At 74.1% G+C, this 16,413-nt stretch carries 17 protein-coding genes; 12 read left to right on the top strand and 5 right to left on the bottom strand.

The genetic code is table 11. The features are described from left to right. Positions 1-9: 9 nt before the first annotated feature. From AB0E07_RS32195 to AB0E07_RS32205, 3 genes are read right to left on the bottom strand one after another with little or no spacing between them, the layout of a single operon-like run. Positions 10-498, bottom strand: coding sequence for a hypothetical protein (locus AB0E07_RS32195; protein WP_362260045.1), 489 nt, complete (start codon positions 496-498; stop codon positions 10-12). Positions 499-542: 44 nt separating this feature from the next. Beyond that, the gene (locus AB0E07_RS32200; RefSeq protein ID WP_362260047.1) at positions 543-1,976 is read right to left on the bottom strand and encodes an NAD(P)H-hydrate dehydratase; all 1,434 of its coding nucleotides are present in this window, start codon (positions 1,974-1,976) and stop codon (positions 543-545) included. 22 nt (positions 1,977-1,998) lie between these two features. Next, positions 1,999-2,370: a holo-ACP synthase gene (locus tag AB0E07_RS32205; protein WP_362260049.1), complete on the bottom strand. Its 372-nt coding sequence runs from the start codon at positions 2,368-2,370 to the stop codon at positions 1,999-2,001. A 104-nt stretch (positions 2,371-2,474) separates the two neighbouring features. Between AB0E07_RS32205 and AB0E07_RS32210 the strand changes: the two genes are divergently transcribed. The 5 genes from AB0E07_RS32210 (at position 2,475) to AB0E07_RS32230 (ending at position 6,966) form a co-directional block, all read left to right on the top strand. After that, complete coding sequence (locus AB0E07_RS32210; RefSeq protein WP_362260051.1) at positions 2,475-3,407, top strand: L,D-transpeptidase family protein; 933 nt, start codon at positions 2,475-2,477, stop codon at positions 3,405-3,407. A 304-nt stretch (positions 3,408-3,711) separates the two neighbouring features. Beyond that, positions 3,712-4,890: an alanine racemase gene (alr, locus tag AB0E07_RS32215; RefSeq protein ID WP_362260053.1), complete on the top strand. Its 1,179-nt coding sequence runs from the start codon at positions 3,712-3,714 to the stop codon at positions 4,888-4,890. Positions 4,891-4,933: 43 nt separating this feature from the next. Then, complete coding sequence (locus tag AB0E07_RS32220) at positions 4,934-6,151, top strand: alpha/beta hydrolase (protein WP_362260055.1); 1,218 nt, start codon at positions 4,934-4,936, stop codon at positions 6,149-6,151. Beyond that, complete coding sequence (gene tsaE, locus AB0E07_RS32225; protein ID WP_362260057.1) at positions 6,123-6,629, top strand: tRNA (adenosine(37)-N6)-threonylcarbamoyltransferase complex ATPase subunit type 1 TsaE; 507 nt, start codon at positions 6,123-6,125, stop codon at positions 6,627-6,629. The genes AB0E07_RS32220 and tsaE overlap by 29 nt, the downstream gene beginning before the upstream one ends. A 175-nt stretch (positions 6,630-6,804) precedes the next feature. Next, positions 6,805-6,966: a hypothetical protein gene (locus tag AB0E07_RS32230; protein WP_362260059.1), complete on the top strand. Its 162-nt coding sequence runs from the start codon at positions 6,805-6,807 to the stop codon at positions 6,964-6,966. Positions 6,967-7,022: 56 nt separating this feature from the next. Here the strand turns inward: AB0E07_RS32230 and AB0E07_RS32235 are convergent, their stop codons facing one another. Further along, a complete protein-coding gene (locus AB0E07_RS32235; protein WP_362260061.1) occupies positions 7,023-7,571 on the bottom strand; it encodes a hypothetical protein in 549 nt (182 codons plus the stop codon). Positions 7,572-7,679: 108 nt separating this feature from the next. Here AB0E07_RS32235 and tsaB point away from each other — a divergent pair, with 108 nt between their 5' ends. The 4 genes from tsaB to AB0E07_RS32255 are packed head-to-tail and all read left to right on the top strand — an operon-like array spanning position 7,680 to position 10,183. Beyond that, entirely contained in the window at positions 7,680-8,336 is a 657-nt protein-coding gene (gene tsaB, locus AB0E07_RS32240) for a tRNA (adenosine(37)-N6)-threonylcarbamoyltransferase complex dimerization subunit type 1 TsaB (RefSeq protein ID WP_362260063.1), read from the top strand. Between the two features lie 17 nt (positions 8,337-8,353). Beyond that, a complete protein-coding gene (gene rimI / locus AB0E07_RS32245) occupies positions 8,354-8,851 on the top strand; it encodes a ribosomal protein S18-alanine N-acetyltransferase (protein WP_362260122.1) in 498 nt (165 codons plus the stop codon). Further along, complete coding sequence (gene tsaD / locus AB0E07_RS32250) at positions 8,844-9,929, top strand: tRNA (adenosine(37)-N6)-threonylcarbamoyltransferase complex transferase subunit TsaD (RefSeq protein ID WP_362260065.1); 1,086 nt, start codon at positions 8,844-8,846, stop codon at positions 9,927-9,929. The genes rimI and tsaD overlap by 8 nt, the downstream gene beginning before the upstream one ends. After that, entirely contained in the window at positions 9,926-10,183 is a 258-nt protein-coding gene (locus AB0E07_RS32255; protein WP_362260067.1) for a hypothetical protein, read from the top strand. Before tsaD ends, AB0E07_RS32255 begins: the two co-directional genes overlap by 4 nt. A gap of 49 nt (positions 10,184-10,232) precedes the next feature. Here AB0E07_RS32255 and AB0E07_RS32260 read toward each other — a convergent pair whose 3' ends face one another. Further along, on the bottom strand, positions 10,233-12,569 hold the full coding sequence (locus tag AB0E07_RS32260; protein ID WP_362260069.1) for a glycoside hydrolase family 3 N-terminal domain-containing protein: 2,337 nt from the start codon (positions 12,567-12,569) through the stop codon (positions 10,233-10,235). A gap of 121 nt (positions 12,570-12,690) precedes the next feature. Here AB0E07_RS32260 and AB0E07_RS32265 point away from each other — a divergent pair, with 121 nt between their 5' ends. The 3 genes from AB0E07_RS32265 (at position 12,691) to AB0E07_RS32275 (ending at position 16,327) form a co-directional block, all read left to right on the top strand. After that, positions 12,691-13,755 (top strand): LacI family DNA-binding transcriptional regulator, encoded by a 1,065-nt coding sequence (locus AB0E07_RS32265; RefSeq protein ID WP_362260071.1) that lies wholly within the window; start codon positions 12,691-12,693, stop codon positions 13,753-13,755. A 90-nt stretch (positions 13,756-13,845) separates the two neighbouring features. After that, a complete protein-coding gene (locus AB0E07_RS32270) occupies positions 13,846-15,186 on the top strand; it encodes an endo-1,4-beta-xylanase (RefSeq protein WP_362260074.1) in 1,341 nt (446 codons plus the stop codon). Positions 15,187-15,259: 73 nt separating this feature from the next. Further along, positions 15,260-16,327: an LCP family protein gene (locus AB0E07_RS32275; protein ID WP_362260076.1), complete on the top strand. Its 1,068-nt coding sequence runs from the start codon at positions 15,260-15,262 to the stop codon at positions 16,325-16,327. The last annotated feature ends 86 nt before the right edge of the window (positions 16,328-16,413 follow it).

Raw genomic sequence — 16,413 nt, forward strand, 5'->3', positions numbered from 1 at the left:
GCCCACCCCTCACCAGGTCAGGGTGAGCGACCCTCCCACCGGCAGCGCGTGCCAGCGCTCGGCGTACGCGTCGAGCCGGGCCACGATCCGGTCGACCACCGGCGGCATCTCCCGGACCGTCACATAGGCCGGGAGGGCCGCCGCGTGGCCGTTGCGGACCTCCCACACCGGTACGGCGAGCCCGGCCAGCTCCTCCGACCTGGCCATGTCGGCCTGCGCGGCGGGGGACGGCCTGGGGCGCTTGGACTTGCGGTGCCGGGCGGCCCGGGCGCGTTCCGCAGGGTCCGCCGGCCAGAACAGACCGTTGTCACCGGCGGCGAGCCGGCCGTAGACCCCGAGCGCGATGCCCGCCTCCGCCTCGACCAGGAAGTGCACCAGGTCGTGCGGGAGGTAGGGGTGACCGCCGGGGCCGTTGCGCGGCGCGAGCGCGGCGCCCGTGTCCCGGTGCACGGCGATGTCGTAGCTCGTCCCCGGACCCTTGGTGAAGACCACACGCATACGCCCGACGGTAGGCGGCCGTCCCCGCGCAACGCACCCGGTTTTCAGTCCCGGACGTCCCGCCACGCCGGAGTGATCCCCGCCGCCACCTCCTGCGCCGACACCGGCGCGCCGTCCGCCGCGTACCGTCCCGCCAGCCCGTGCAGATAGGCCGCCACGCTCCCCGCGTCCCGCGCCGGGAGCCCCGCGGCCAGCAGCGACCCGGCGAGGCCCGACAGCACGTCACCGCTGCCCGCGGTGGCCAGCCAAGACGTGCCCGTCGCGTTCACCCGCACCGCGGTCCCGGCCCCCGGGTCCGCCACCAGCGTGGTCGACCCCTTCAGCAGCACCGTCGCCCCGTACCGCGCCGCCAGCTCCCGTACCGCCGTCAGCCGGGCGCCCTCGACCTCCGCGCGCTCCACCCCGAGCAGCGCCGCCGCCTCCCCGGCGTGCGGGGTCATCAGGGTGGGGGCCGTCCGGGCCCGTACCGTCTCCCGGTCCGCCAGCCGCAGCCCGTCCGCGTCGAGCAGCACCGGTACGTCCGCCGCGAGCGCCTCCGCCACCGGCGCCGCGTCGTCCCCGGCGCCCGGTCCGGTGACCCAGGCCTGCACCCGGCCCGCCTTCGCCGGACCCGCGTCCGACACCAGCGTCTCCGGGAAGCGGGCCAGCACCGCGTCCCCCGCCGGACCGACGTACCGCACCGCCCCCGCGCCGCCGTGCAGCGCGCCCGCGACCGCCAGCACCGCCGCCCCGGGGTAGCGCGCCGAACCGGCCGCGACGCCGACCACGCCACGCCGGTACTTGTCGCTCGCCGCGCCCGGCACCGGCAGCAGCCGCGCCACGTCCGGGTGCTGCAAGGCCTCCAGGTCGGCCGTTTCCGGCAGCTCCAGGCCGATGTCGACGAGCCGGACCGTACCGGCGTACTCCCGGGCCGGGTCGATCAGCAGCCCCGGCTTGTGGGTGCCGAAGGTGACCGTCAGATCGGCGCGCACCGCGGCGCCCGGCACCCGGCCGGTGTCGGCGTCCACCCCGCTCGGCAGGTCCACCGCGACCACGGCCGCCCGGGACCGCCCGGCGGCCTCGGCGAGCCGTACCGCCTCCGGGCGCAGCCCGCCCGTGCCGCCGATGCCGACGATGCCGTCGAGCACCAGGTCGGCCCGTTCGATCAGCTCCTCCGCGGTGTCGGGCCCCGCCGCGCGGCCGCCCGCCCGGCGCAGCGCCGCGAGCCCGCCGGGGTGCGCGCGCCCGGGGCTGAGAAGCACCGCCGTCACCCCGGCGCCCCGGCGGGCGAGGCGGGCGCCGGCGTACAGCGCGTCGCCGCCGTTGTCGCCGCTGCCGACCAGCAGCACGACCCGGGTGCCGTACACCCGGCCGAGGAGGTCCGCGCAGGCCGCCGCCAGTCCGGCGGCCGCCCGCTGCATCAGCGTGCCCTCCGGCAGCCGTGCCATCAGTTCCCGCTCGACCGCCCTGACCGTCCCCACGCTGTACGCAGTACGCATGGGCCCGAGTCTCTCGCGCCTCTCAGCCTTCCGCGACCACCACCGCGGAGGCCACGCCCGCGTCATGACTGAGCGACACGTGCCAGGAGACGACGCCGAGTTCGGCGGCCCGCGCGGCCACCGTCCCCGTCACCCGCAGCCGCGGCCGCCCGCTGTCCTCGACGAAGACCTCCGCGTCCGTCCAGTACAGGCCCGCGGGCGCGCCCAGCGCCTTGGCCAGCGCCTCCTTCGCCGCGAACCGCGCGGCCAGCGAGGCGACACCCCGCCGCTCCCCGCCGGGCAGCAGCAACTCGCTCGGCAGGAACAGGCGTTGCGCCAGACCCGGAGTGCGCTCCAGGGACGCCGCGAAACGGTCGATCTCCGCCACGTCGATACCGACCCCGATGATGCTCATGCCGAGCACCCTACGGCCGACGGAACCCCCCGCCTGCGTACGTCCGGGTGACCCCGCCGCGCGGCACGCCCGCGGCGCCCCCGGTGCCGCGCTTCGCTGATCGCATGATCAGCACGCGTATCGCCGGCCGGGGTGTCGCGGTCCTGATGGCGGCGGCCTTCGCCCTGCCGCCGGGGACCGCGCTCGCCGTGCCGGGACCGCCGGGGACCGCGCTCGTCGTGCCGGGACCGCCGGGGACCGCGCTCGCCGTGCCGGGACCGCCGGTCGCCGAGGAGCACCTGGTCCCCGGCGCGCCGCTCCGCTCCCGGGTGCTCGACACGCCCGACCAGGCGCTGGCGCCCCGGGTGTACACGCCCGGCGCGGGCGAGGAGGCCGTCGAACCGCGCGGCGCGGTCGAGGGTGCCTACGAACCGGTGGAGTACGTGCCGCTCGGGGACGCCGTCACCCGGGTCTCCTGCACCAAGCAGACCGGGCCCTACCAGCGGCAGGTCGAACGGTGGCTGAAGCTGAAGGCGGACGGGAAGCAGTCGGCAGCCGACTGCCGGGCCATCCGCGCGTTCCAGGTCAAGCAGAAGATCAAGCCCGCCATCGGGTTCGCGGGACCCGTCACCTGGGCCAGGATGCAGCTCCTCGGTGCGAGGAAGAACCCGAACGCCGCCGGGAAGTGCCCGGTGCGGTCCTACCGCGTCGCCTGCGTCGACCTCGGCCGGCAGCTGACCTGGGTGCAGAAGGGCAAAAAGGTCCTGCTCGGCCCGATGCCCATGCGCAGCGGACGGGCCGGGTACCGGACCAGGACCGGAACGCACAAGATCTACTGGAAGCACAAGAACCATGTGTCGACGCTGTACGGCCAGCCCATGCCCTACGCGCAGTTCTTCAGCGGCGGACAGGCGTTCCACGCCGTCTACGGGACGATCTACACCACCGTCGGCTCCATGGGCTGCGTCAACCTCCGCCTCGGCGACGCCCGCAAGCTGTGGGACGTGCTGAGGAACGGTGACCGCGTCCACGTCTGGGGCCGCCGTCCCGGCACCTAGGCCGTGTCTGACAATTCCCGTCTGCTCCGCGGCGCCATGCACGCTCCCCCAGAGGGGGCACCCCCACTCGCCGCACCGGGCACAGACCCACGGACAACCAAGTCCGAGGGCCCGCGCCCGGCACGCCGAGAGCACGCTCCCCCAGTCTCGGCTGCGCTCGACCGGGAGGTACCCCCACGACCCCGCGGAGCCGCCCTCCGGGCGACGACGGGAATTGTCAGACACGGCCTAGGGCCGGTTCCGGGGTTCCCACCCGGGCGCACTCGACCGGGGGTTCGGCCCCCTCTGAGACACTGGGGGCGCCATGACTGAAACAGCAGCCCTGCGGACCGCGCCCCTGCGGGCCCGCGCCGAGATCGACCTCGCCGCCGTGCGGGCCAACGTGCGGACCCTGCGCGCCCGCGCGCCGCACGCGGCCCTGATGGCCGTCGTGAAGTCCGACGCGTACGGCCACGGCGCGCTGCCCTGCGCCCGCGCGGCCGTCGAGGCGGGGGCGACCTGGCTGGGCACCGCCACCCCCGAGGAGGCGCTCGCGCTGCGGGCCGACGGGCGGCTGCCGGACGACGTGCGGGTCATGTGCTGGCTGTGGACGCCGGGCGGGCCCTGGCGGGAGGCGATCGAGGCCCGGATCGACGTGTCGGTGAGCGACCTGTGGGCCCTTCGGGAGGTCACCGCCGCCGCACGCGAGGCGGGACGCCCGGCGCGCGTGCAGCTCAAGGCGGACACCGGCCTCGGGCGCGGCGGCTGCCAGCCCGGCGAGGACTGGGCGGAACTGGTCGGCGAGGCGCTGGCCGCCGAGCGGGCCGGACTGCTCCGTGTGACCGGGCTCTGGTCCCACTTCGCCTGCGCCGACGAACCCGGCCACCCCTCGATCGACGCCCAGCTCGACCGGTTCCGGGAGATGACCGGGTACGCGCAGGACCGGGGCGTGCGCCCCGAGGTGCGGCACATCGCCAACTCCCCGGCCACGCTGACCCGCCCGGACAGCCACTTCGACCTGGTGCGCACCGGGATCGCCGTCTACGGCGTGTCGCCCAGCCCCGAACTGGGCTCGCCCGCCGACCTCGGACTGCGGCCGGCGATGACCCTGTCGGCCTCCGTGGCCCTGGTCAAGCACGTGCCCGGCGGACACGGCGTCAGCTACGGCCACCACTACGTCACCCCGGGTGAGACGACCCTGGGGCTCATCCCGGTCGGGTACGCGGACGGGGTGCCCCGGCACGCCTCCTCCGCCGGTCCGGTGCTGGTCGGCGGCAAGTGGCGGACGGTCGCCGGCCGGGTGGCGATGGACCAGTTCGTGGTGGACCTGGGCGGCGACGAGCCCGAGCCGGGGGAGCGCGCGGTCCTCTTCGGGCCCGGTGACGGCGGCGAACCCACCGCCGAGGACTGGGCGCAGGCGGCGGGCACCATCGCGTACGAGATCGTCACCCGGATCGGAACGCGTGTTCCCCGCGTCCATGTGAACGAGCGACAGACTGGTTGATCGCACCGGCGGTGCGTGGCAGCGAGGCGAGGAGGAGCGGTACGTGAGCGAGAGCAGTGCGGAGGCCGTCGCGGCGGTCGCCTCCGCCGGCACCTGGCGCCGGGCGACCGGTTTCGCCGGGGCCGCGATAGGCGTCGTCGCCGCGGGAGCGGCGGCCGGCGTCGCCCTGGAGCGGCTCACCGTGGGCCGGGGCATGCGCCAGAAGGCCCGTCTCGTGCTGGACTCCTCGGGCCCGTACGGCTCGCTGCGCGGGATGCCCGGCAAGGCGTACGCCGACGACGGCACCGAGCTGTACTACGAGGTCGACGACGTCGAGCCCGAGGGCGGCTCCGCCCCGCGCCGGCGGCGGCTCTTCGGCCGCAAGGCCCCGGCTCCGGTCACCGTCGTCTTCAGCCACGGCTACTGCCTCAGCCAGGACTCCTGGCACTTCCAGCGCGCCGCGCTGCGGGGTGTCGTGCGGACCGTGCACTGGGACCAGCGCAGCCACGGGCGGTCCGCGCGGGGTGTGGCGCAGGCCGAGAACGGTGTGCCGGTCGACATCGACCAGCTGGGCCGGGACCTCAAGGCCGTCATCGACGCGGCGGCGCCGGAGGGCCCGATCGTGCTCGTCGGGCACTCCATGGGCGGGATGACCGTCATGGCGTTCGCCGACCAGTACCCCGAGCTGATCCGTGAGCGGGCCGTCGCGGTCGCGCTGGTGGGCACCTCCTCGGGGCGGCTCGGCGAGGTCAACTTCGGGCTGCCCGTCGCCGGCGTCAACGCGGTGCGGCGGGTCCTGCCGGGGGTGCTGAAGGCGCTCGGGCAGCGGGCCGAGCTGGTGGAGCGGGGGCGCCGGGCGACCGCCGACCTGTTCGCGGGGGTCATCAAGCGGTACTCGTTCGCCTCCCGGGACGTCGACCCGGCGGTGGCGCGGTTCGCCGAGCGGATGATCGAGTCCACCCCCATCGACGTCGTCGCCGAGTACTACCCGGCCTTCGCCGACCACGACAAGACCGAGGCGCTCGCCCACTTCGCCGACCTCCCGGTGCTGGTGCTGGCCGGGGTCAAGGACCTGGTCACCCCGAGCGAGCACAGCGAGGCCATCGCCGACCTGCTGCCGGGGGTCGAGCTGGTGCTGGTCCCGGACGCCGGGCACCTGGTGATGCTGGAGCACCCCGAGGTGGTCACCGACCGCCTCGCCGACCTGCTCACCCGCGCGGGCGCGGTCCCGGCAGGGGCTACCGTGGGTGGCTATGGAAGCAGCACCGCACAACCAGGCTGAGACCGAGCTGACCGTCACCTCCCCCGAGCAGATGCGGGAGCTGGGCCGCCGTCTCGCCGACCTGCTGCGCGCCGGTGACCTCGTGATGCTCAACGGGGAACTCGGCGCGGGCAAGACGACGCTGACCCGCGGGCTCGGCGAGGGGCTCGGGGTCCGGGGCGCCGTCACCTCGCCGACCTTCGTCATCGCGCGGGTGCACCCGTCCCTGGGGGACGGCCCGCCCCTCGTCCACGTCGACGCCTACCGGCTCGGCGGCGGGCTGGACGAGATGGAGGACCTCGACCTCGACGTCTCGCTGACCGACTCGGTGATCGTCGTGGAGTGGGGCGAGGGCAAGGTCGAGGAGCTGACCGACGACCGGCTCCGGATCGTCATCCACCGTGCCGTGGGCGACACCACCGACGAGGTCCGGCACGTGACGGTGACCGGGCTCGGGGAGCGCTGGGCCGGAGGGGCCCTGTCGGCGCTGTCCGCCTGAGCCGCGGCCTCGGCGTGGCCTGAGCGCCGCCTCGGTGCCGCCTCAGAGGTCGATGAACATTCCGACAAGACGTCGGCAAGATATTGCGTTGGACGTCCCGGGCGTGGTCACATGGTACCCAGCCCGTAGTTAGGTGTACCTAACTTCGTCCGCCCCCGGCTCCCAGGAGGCGTCCATGCCGGTCACGGAGAGCGACGCGCGTCAGCCGCGTCCGCGCCCCCTGTCCATGCGCGAACTGCTGGCGTCGTGCGCCGCGGCGAGCGCCGTGTCGACACCGCCGCGCGCCCCCGAACCGCAGACCGCCGCGGAACCCGAGCGGGACCGCAGAGCGGCCTGAGGGAACCCGCCGTCCGGGCCGTCCGGGCCGTCCGGGCCGTACACGCCGCCCGGGATTCAGCGGATCACGACGACCTTGTGGCCGATCGTCGCGAACCTCCACATCGCGTCGCCGTCCGCCCGGGACTCGCGGATGCCGCCGGTCGCCCCCGTCCGGGACGGGTCGGGCTCGGTGTCGTCCACGGCCGCGCTGAAACCGACGGCCACGCCCGCGACATCGGCGAAGCGCACCACGTGCTCGACGGGGACCCCGTCCGAGCCGGTGATGGCGTTGGAGCGGGAGGTCACGGCGTAGACGCCCGGCGCCGGGTCGACGCTGCCCGGGGTCACCTCGAAGGTGCGCCTCACCTTGCCGTCGTCGCCCACCAGCCACACCCGGTCGTCGTCCACCGAGTACACGACCCGTTCACCCTTGCCCGAACCCTCGGGCAGGGCCGACGGGTGCGCCTTGTCGCGGGGGGCCTTGGAGGCCGCCGCGACCGTGCCGGAGCTCGCCGGGCCGAGGTCGGCCGGGACGTTCGCCGAGGCCTGGTAGGCGAGAACACCGACGGTCACCAGGGCCGCCGCGGTGAGCCCGGTCACCAGTCCGGAGCTGCTGATTGCCACCGTCGCCCACCTCTTCGTCGTACGTCGCGCGTCCCGGCGACGGTAGCAGTCGGTGACGGCTCCTCCCGGGCGGCCGTGCTCCGGCGCGGGGAGCCGTAGGCTGTTTGCGTGCTCTTGCTCGCTCTGGATACCGCCACCCCCGCCGTCACCGTCGCCCTGCACGACGGAACCGACGTAGTCGCCTCATCGAGTCAGGTGGACGCTCGCCGGCACGGCGAGCTGCTGCTGCCGGCCGTCGACCGGGTGCTCACCGAGGCCGGGCTCAAGCTCGACGCCGTCACCGGGATCGTCGTGGGGACCGGGCCCGGTCCCTACACCGGGCTGCGGGTCGGCCTGATGACCGCCGACACCTTCGGGCTGGCGCTCGGCGTCCCCGTGTACGGGGTCTGCACCCTCGACGGCCTCGCCTACGCGGCCGACATCGACCGCGGCCCCTTCGTCGTGGCGACCGACGCCCGGCGCAAGGAGGTCTACTGGGCGACCTACGCCGACTCCCGCACCCGGCTGACCGGCCCGGCCGTCGACCGGCCCGCCGACATCGCCGAGCGGGTCGCGGGACTGCCCGCGGTCGGCGCGGGCGCGCTGCTCTACCCGGACACCTTCCCCAAGGCGCACGAGCCCGAGCACGTCTCGGCGGCGGCGCTGGCCTCCCTCGCCGCCGAGCGGCTGGCCGCCGGGGAGGAACTGCCCGAGCCCCGGCCGCTGTACCTGCGCCGGCCCGACGCCCAGGTCCCCAAGAACTACAAGGTGGTCACCCCCAAGTGACAGCGGTGCTGCGCGAGATGCGCTGGTGGGACATCGATGCCGTGCTGGAGCTGGAGAAGGCCCTCTTCCCGGAGGACGCCTGGTCGCGCGGGATGTTCTGGTCCGAGCTGGCCCACGCCCGGGGTGCCGGGGCGACCCGGCGGTACGTGGTCGCCGCGGACGGCGACCGGATCGTCGGGTACGCGGGGCTCGCGGCCTCCGGGGACCTGGCCGACATCCAGACCATCGCCGCCGCCCGCGACCACTGGGGCACCGGCCTCGGCGGCCGGCTGCTGACCGAACTGCTGCGGGCGGCCACCGCCTTCGAGTGCGCCGAAGTGATGCTGGAGTGCCGCATCGACAACGTCCGCGCCCAGAAGCTCTACGAGCGCCACGGCTTCGAGGCCATCGGGTTCCGCCGCGGCTACTACCAGCCGGGCAATGTGGACGCCCTCGTGATGCGCCTGACCACCGGTACCGACGGCGGCCCCGCCGCGGGTCCCACCTCCGAACAAGGAACAGAGATCCATGGCTGACGAACCCCTGGTCCTGGGGATCGAGACCTCCTGCGACGAGACCGGCGTCGGCATCGTGCGCGGTACGACCCTGCTGGCCGACGCCATCGCCTCCAGCGTCGACGAGCACGCCCGCTTCGGCGGGGTCGTCCCGGAGGTGGCCTCCCGGGCCCATCTGGAGGCGATGGTCCCGACCATCGACCGCGCGCTGAAGGAGGCCGGGATCACCGCCCGCGACCTGGACGGGATCGCGGTGACCGCGGGTCCCGGTCTGGCCGGCGCGCTGCTCGTCGGCGTCTCGGCGGCCAAGGCGTACGCCTACGCGCTCGGCAAGCCCCTCTACGGCGTCAACCACCTCGCCTCGCACATCTGCGTGGACCAGCTGGAGCACGGCGCGCTGCCGGAGCCGACCATGGCGCTGCTGGTCAGCGGCGGCCACTCCTCGCTGCTGCTCTCCACCGACATCACCTCCGACGTCCGCCCGATGGGCGCCACCATCGACGACGCGGCCGGCGAGGCCTTCGACAAGATCGCCCGCGTGCTCGACCTGGGCTTCCCCGGCGGTCCCGTCATCGACCGCTACGCGCGCGAGGGCGACCCCGCCGCCATCAAGTTCCCGCGCGGGCTCTCCGGCCCCCGGGACCCCGCGTACGACTTCTCCTTCTCCGGTCTGAAGACGGCCGTGGCCCGCTGGATCGAGGCCAAGCGGGCCGCGGGCGAGGAGGTGCCGGTGCGCGACGTTGCGGCCTCCTTCCAGGAGGCGGTCGTGGACGTACTGACCCGCAAGGCCGTCCGCGCCTGCAAGGACGAGGGCGTCGACCACCTGATGATCGGCGGCGGCGTGGCCGCCAACTCGCGGCTGCGGGCGCTCGCCCAGGAGCGCTGCGAGGCGGCCGGGATCCGGCTGCGGGTGCCGCGTCCGAAGCTGTGCACGGACAACGGCGCGATGGTCGCCGCGCTGGGCGCGGAGATGGTCGCGCGCGACCGGCCCGCCTCCGGCTGGGACCTGTCGGCGGACTCCTCGCTGCCGGTGACCGAGCCGCACGTCCCGGGCCACGACCATGTGCACGAGGTCAGCAAGGAGAACCTGTACTCGTGACGGTCGCCCTGATGTGGGAGGCGCGGGCCGTGGCGGGCCGCGGCGAGGAGCTGCTGGCCTGGGCCGGGCGCCAGCGGCTCGCCGGGGACCCGCTGCGCCGGGAGACCCTCCGCGCCCCGCAGGACCGGGTCCTGGTGATCACCTGGTGGGACGCCGCCTACGACGCCGAACTGCCCGAACTGCCCGAGCCCGGACCCGAACTGGTCACCCGGGCCGTGCACCGTTGGCGCTTCGAGTCGCTGAACGTGTCCTGACCCCTGGCCTGACCGTGGTTTGACCCTGGCCTGACCGGCCGGGAAGCGCTCAGGACACCGCCGTCTCGCAGACGAGCCGCCGGTCCGGGCCGAGTTCGCGGACCGGGCCGGTGAGGGTCAGTCGGGCCGTGTGCCGTGCCTCCGCGCTGGACGGTCCCAACCGCAGTTCCAGCGTGCCGGGTTCGACCACCCGCCGCCCCGAGCGGTCGGTGAACGCCGCGAGGTCGGCGTGGAAGCGGAAGGCCACGCGGCGGCTCTCGCCGGGGGCGAGTTCCACCCGCCGGTAGCCGATCAGCCGGACGTCGGGGCGGGTCACCGAGGCCACCGGGTCGTGCAGGTACAGCTGCACCACCTCGGCGCCCGCGCGGTCCCCGGTGTTGCGGACGGTCACCGCCACCTCGTGGCCGCCGTCCGTGCCGATCTCCGCCTCCGCCTCCGCCTCCGCCTCCGCCTCCGTCGGCGTGGCGTCCGGCGTCGCGTCCGGTTCCCAGGCGAAGCGGGTGTACGAACGCCCGTGCCCGAAGGGGTACAGCGGGGTGGGGTCCAGGTTGCTGACCTCGCCCGCCAGACCCAGCGGCGGCTGGAGGTACGTCCACGGCTGGCCCCCGGGTTCCCTGGGCACGCTCACCGGCAGCCGTCCCGAGGGGTTCACCCGGCCCGACAGCACCCCCGCGACCGCCGGACCACCCTCCTCGCCGGGGAAGAACGCCTGGACGACCGCCCCGAGGCGCCCCTGCCAGCGGCCGAGCGCGTAGGGGCGGCCGGTCAGCAGCACCAGGACCACCGGGACCCCGGTGGCGACCAGGGCGTCGAGCAACTCGCCCTGCGCGCCGGGCAGACGGAGGTCCGTCACGTCGCAGCCCTCGCCGGAGGTGCCGCGCCCGAAGAGGCCCGCCCGGTCGCCCAGCACCGCCAGGCACACGTCGGCCTCGGCGGCCCGTGCCACCGCCTCCTCGAACCCCGAGGTGTCCGGGTCGGACACCCCGCACCCTTCCGCGAACGTCACCTTGGCGTCCGGGAGTTCGGTGCGCAGCGCGTCCAGCACGGTCGGGATGTCGATGCCCGTCGGCACGTCCGGGTGGTGGGTGAGGACATGGGACGGGAAGGAGTAGCAGCCCAGCATCGCCAACGCGTCGGCGGCGCGCGGGCCCACCACCGCGATCCGGGTGTCCGGCGCCAGCGGCAGCACCCCGTCGGGGTTGTCGAGCAGCACCACCGACTCCTCCGCCAGCCGCCGGGCCAGGGCGCGGCCCGCGGCGGAGTCGAGGTCGACGCGCTCCTTCGGCTCGGGGTCCCAGTCCTCGTCCAGCAGGCCCAGTTCGCACTTCTGGAGCAGCACCCGGCGGACCGCCCGGTCCACCAGTTCCTCGGGGACCTCGCCGGCCCGGACCGCCTCCAGCAGCGGCCTGCCGTAGCACTTCAGGGTCGGCAGCTCCACGTCGATCCCCGCCCGCAGGGCCGCGTGCGCCGCCTCCGCGTCGCTGCCCGCCACCCGGTGCAGGGTCTTCAGGAAGCCGATGCCGAAGTAGTCCGCGACGACCGTCCCGGTGAACCCCCATTCCTCCCTGAGGAGTTCGGTGAGCAGCCCGGGGTCCGCCGAGGCGGGGACGCCGTCCGTCTCGGTGTACGCGGCCATCACACTGCGCGCCCCGCCCTCGCGCAGCGCCATCTCGAACGGCGGCAGCGTCACGTCGGCGAACTCGCGCACCCCAGCCCGCACCGGCGCGAGGTTGCGGGCGCCCGCCGAGGAGGCGTACCCCGCGAAGTGCTTGAGCGTCGCGATCACCCCGGCGGACTCCAGGCCCCGCACATAGGCGCTCCCGATGGTGCCGGTCAGGTACGGGTCCTCGCCGATGGTCTCCTCCACCCGCCCCCAGCGCGGGTCGCGCACCACGTCCAGGACGGGCGCGAGCCCCTGGTGGACGCCGACCGAGCGCAGGTCCTGCCCGATCCGCCGGGCCATCTCCTCCACCAGCGGCGGGTCGAAGGCGGCTCCCCAGGCCAGCGGCACCGGATAGGCGGTGGCCCGCCAGGTGGTGAACCCCGCCAGGCACTCCTCGTGGGCGAGGGCGGGGATGCCGAAGCGTCCGGCCGCCGCGATCCGGCGCTGTGCGCGGGCCAGCGCCCGCGCGCCCAGTTCCGGGTCCACGGGGGCGGTGCCGAAGGGGCGGGTGAGCTGGCCGAGGCCGTGGGTGATCAGCTCGTCCCAGTCGTGGTCGGCGGTCATCTCCCGTTGCAGCGGGGCGACTCCGTCGCCGTCCGTGCTGGCGCCCACCCACACGCCGTACAGCTGGGCGATCCGCTCCTGAAGGGTCATCCGGGAGAGCAGGTCGTCGACACGGGCGGAGGCGGGCAGAGCGGGGTCGCGCCAGGGGGCGGTGGTCATGAAACTCCTGTCGGGGCGGATGCCTCTCGCGAATGTTTCGTAATTCACCTCGAATGTTCCGGGAACCTAGGCGTCGTGCGAAGGGTTCGTCAAGAGGGGGTGCAGGGATACGATCGCCGCCATGACACCCTCCGAGCCCGCTGAAACCCGGACGCCGGCCCGCGCGACAGGTCGGTCCGCGCAGACCGCGACGCTCGCCGAGATCGCCCGCGAGGCCGGCGTCTCGGCGCCGACTGTTTCGAAGGTCCTCAACGGCAGAGCCGACGTCGCCCCCGCCACCCGCAGCCGCGTCGAGGGGCTGCTGCGGGACCACGGCTACCGGCGCCGGCGCGCCGAGGCGAGCCGATCGCCCCTGATCGACCTGGTCTTCCACGAGCTGGAGAGCGCCTGGGCGATGGAGGTCATCCGGGGAGTGGAGAACGTCGCCCGGGACGCCGGTCTGAGCGTGGTGCTCAGCGAGAGCGCGGGCCGGCTGACCCCCGGGCGGACCTGGGCCGACCAGGTCGCCGCCCGCCGCCCGCACGGGGTGATCCTGGTGCTCTCCGGTCTCGACGACTCCCAGCGCGCGCTGCTCACCAGCCGCTCCATCCCGTTCGTGGTGATGGACCCGGCCGGCGACCCGGGCGCGGACGTGCCCTCCATCGGGGCCACCAACTGGCAGGGCGGGCTGGCCGCCACCCGGCACCTGGTCGAGCTGGGGCACACCCGGATCGGCGCGCTCACCGGCCCCTCGCGGATGATGTGCAGCCGCGCCCGGATCGACGGCTACCGGGCCGCCCTGGAGACCGCCGGGCTGCCGGTCGACCCGGCGCTGATCCGCTCCGGCGACTTCCACCACGAGACCGGCTACCGCGAGGGCCTGCGGCTGCTGCGCGGCCCGGACCGGCCCACCGCCGTCTTCGCCGGCAACGACCTCCAGGCGCTCGGCCTGTACGAGGCCGCCCGCGAACTGGGCCTGCGCATCCCGGAGGACCTCAGCGTGGTCGGCTTCGACGACCTGCCCGTCGCACGCTGGGTGGGCCCGCCGCTGACCACCGTGCGCCAGCCGCTGACCGAGATGGCGGAGGCGGCGGCCCGGCTGGTGCTGGACCTCGCCCGGGAGGACGCGGACCCGGTGGCGACCCGGGTGGAACTGGCCACGAGCCTGGTGGTGCGCAGCAGTACGGCCGCGCCGCCCGGGGTTTGAGGGGTCGCTGTATTGACGGGCGTCCGGGGGCGCCCCAAACTGCTCCGAAGCCAATCGGTTGCACAACCGAAACTTTCGGAGGCACCCGCAATGAGATCTCTGAGAACCGGCTTATCCCTGGCATCCCTCGTCACCGGCCTCGCGCTGCTCCTCGGCGCGCCCCCGGCGCAGGCCGCCGACCTCCCGCTGCGCGATCTCGCCGACGCCAAGAACAAGGTCATCGGCACCGCCGTGGCCGGCTCCAAACTGACCGGCACCTACGCGGAGATCGCCGCCCGCGAGTTCAACGCGGTGACCCCGGAGAACGCCATGAAGTGGGGCTCGGTCGAACCGACCCGGGGCACCTACAACTGGGCCGAGGCGGACCGGATCGTCGACTTCGCCGAGGCCAACGGCCAGCAGGTGCGCGGCCACACGCTGGTCTGGCACAGCCAGAACCCGAGCTGGCTGGCGAACGGCGCCTGGACCGCGGCCGAGCTGCGCCAGCTGATGAACAGCCACATCGCCACCACGATGGGCCGCTACCAAGGGCGGCTGGCCACCTGGGACGTGGTGAACGAGGCCTTCAACGAGGACGGCACCTACCGCCAGTCCCTCTGGTACAACGGCCTCGGCACCGACTACATCGCCGAGGCCCTCACGGCGGCCCGCGCGGCCGACCCGAGCGCCAAGCTGTACATCAACGACTACAACGTCGAGGGCGTCAACGCCAAGAGCACCGCGATGTACAACCTGGTCAGGTCCCTCAAGGAGCGCGGCGTCCCGATCGACGGCGTCGGACTCCAGGCCCACCTGATCCTCGGCCAGGTCCCGGCCACCCTCCAGCAGAACATCCAGCGCTTCGCCGACCTCGGGGTCGACGTGGCCATCACCGAGCTGGACATCCGGATGACGCTCCCGGCGGACAGCGCCAAACTCGCCCAGCAGGCCGCCGACTACAGACAGGTGCTGAACGCGTGCGTGGCCGTGCCCCGGTGCGTGGGCGCCACGGTCTGGGGCTTCGGCGACGCCGACTCCTGGGTCCCGTCCACCTTCCCCGGGCAGGGCGCGGCGACACCGTACGACGAGGGCTACGCGCCGAAACCGGCGTACCACGCCATCGCCGAGGCCCTCGGCGGGACGACCACCCCGCCGACGGGGGCCTGCACGGCGACGTACAGCGTCGTCAACCAGTGGAACTCCGGGTTCACCGGGCAGGTGCGGATCGCCTGCGACGGGGCCTCGCTCTCCTCCTGGAAGGCGAACTGGACGTACGGCGCCGGACAGCAGGTCACCCAGGCCTGGAACGCGACCTGCACGCAGTCGGGGACGGCCGTCAGCTGCTCCAACGCCTCCTACAACGGGACCGTGCCGGACGGTGGTTCGGTGACCTTCGGGTTCAACGCGTCCTGGACCGGTAGCAATCCGGTGCCGACGGTGACCCTGGGCTGAGAAGTCTGAGAAATCACGAAGAAAGCGGTCCCGCGTGTCCTCGTTGCAATAATTCGGACTTACGTTCCTCTCCGTGAGCGGAGACGAGCGCGGAGACGAGACGAACGGGGACGAGGGCAGAAGAGTGGGCCGGCGGTCGAGAGCGCTGAAGATCGTCGGCCTCACTCTCGCCGGAAGCCTGGTGCTGGCCGCGGCCGCGGCGGGCTGGGCGTACTGGCGGCTCAACGACAACATCAAGAGCGTCGACATCAACAGCGCGCTCGGCGACAACCGGCCGGCGAAGGCGACCCCGTCGCCCACCGCCTCCGCGAGCGCCTCCGCGGAGGAACTGCCCACCGAGGCCCTGAACATCCTGGTGCTGGGCTCCGACTCGCGCAGCGGCGCGGAGAACCAGGCACTCGGCGGCGGCGACAGCGGGGGAGCGCGCTCCGACACGGCGATGGTGGTGCACCTGGACGCGGGCCGCTCCGAGGCGACCGTGGTGAGCATCCCCCGGGACACCCTCGTCACCCGCCCGTCCTGTCCGCTGGAGGACGGCGGGAACACCGCCGTCGCCTACGGGGCGATGTTCAACAGCGCCTACGCGGTGGGCGGTCCGGTCTGCGCGGTCAAGACGGTCGAGTCGCTCACCGACGTCCGCATGGACCACTACGTCGAGATCGACTTCGCGGGCTTCGCGAAGCTGGTCGACGCGCTCGGCGGGGTCACCGTCACCACCGAGGAGGACATCGACGACGAGGACAGCCACCTCACTCTGGACGCCGGCACCCACCGGCTCGACGGCGAGCAGGCCCTCGCCCTCGCCCGCACCCGGCACGGCATAGGCGACGGCAGCGACCTGGGCCGGATAGAACTCCAGCAGCAGCTGGTGAAGGCACTGCTGGAGCAGATCTCCTCGGCCGGCCTGCTCACCGACCCCGCCCAGCTGTACCGGGTCGCCGACGCCGTCACCGGCAGCCTCACCACCGACACCGGCCTGGACTCCCTGACCGAGCTGACCCGCCTCGGCCGCAGCCTCCAGGGCCTGTCCGCGGACGCCGTGAAGACGGTCACGATGCCCGTCGTACCGGCCCCGTCGGACTCCAACCGGGTCGTCGCGGACGAGCCGGAGGCGGGCGAACTGTGGGAATCGCTCCGCTGAGAAAGTTTTCTCGCGGCCGTGTCGATCCGGGCGTCCGCCGTTCGACGCAGGGGTGAGAGGCGGGGAGGGACCCCGCCGCACCGCAC

Origin of the sequence: Streptomyces sp. NPDC048002 (genome assembly GCF_040653275.1) — a bacterium.
GTDB lineage: Bacteria > Actinomycetota > Actinomycetes > Streptomycetales > Streptomycetaceae > Streptomyces.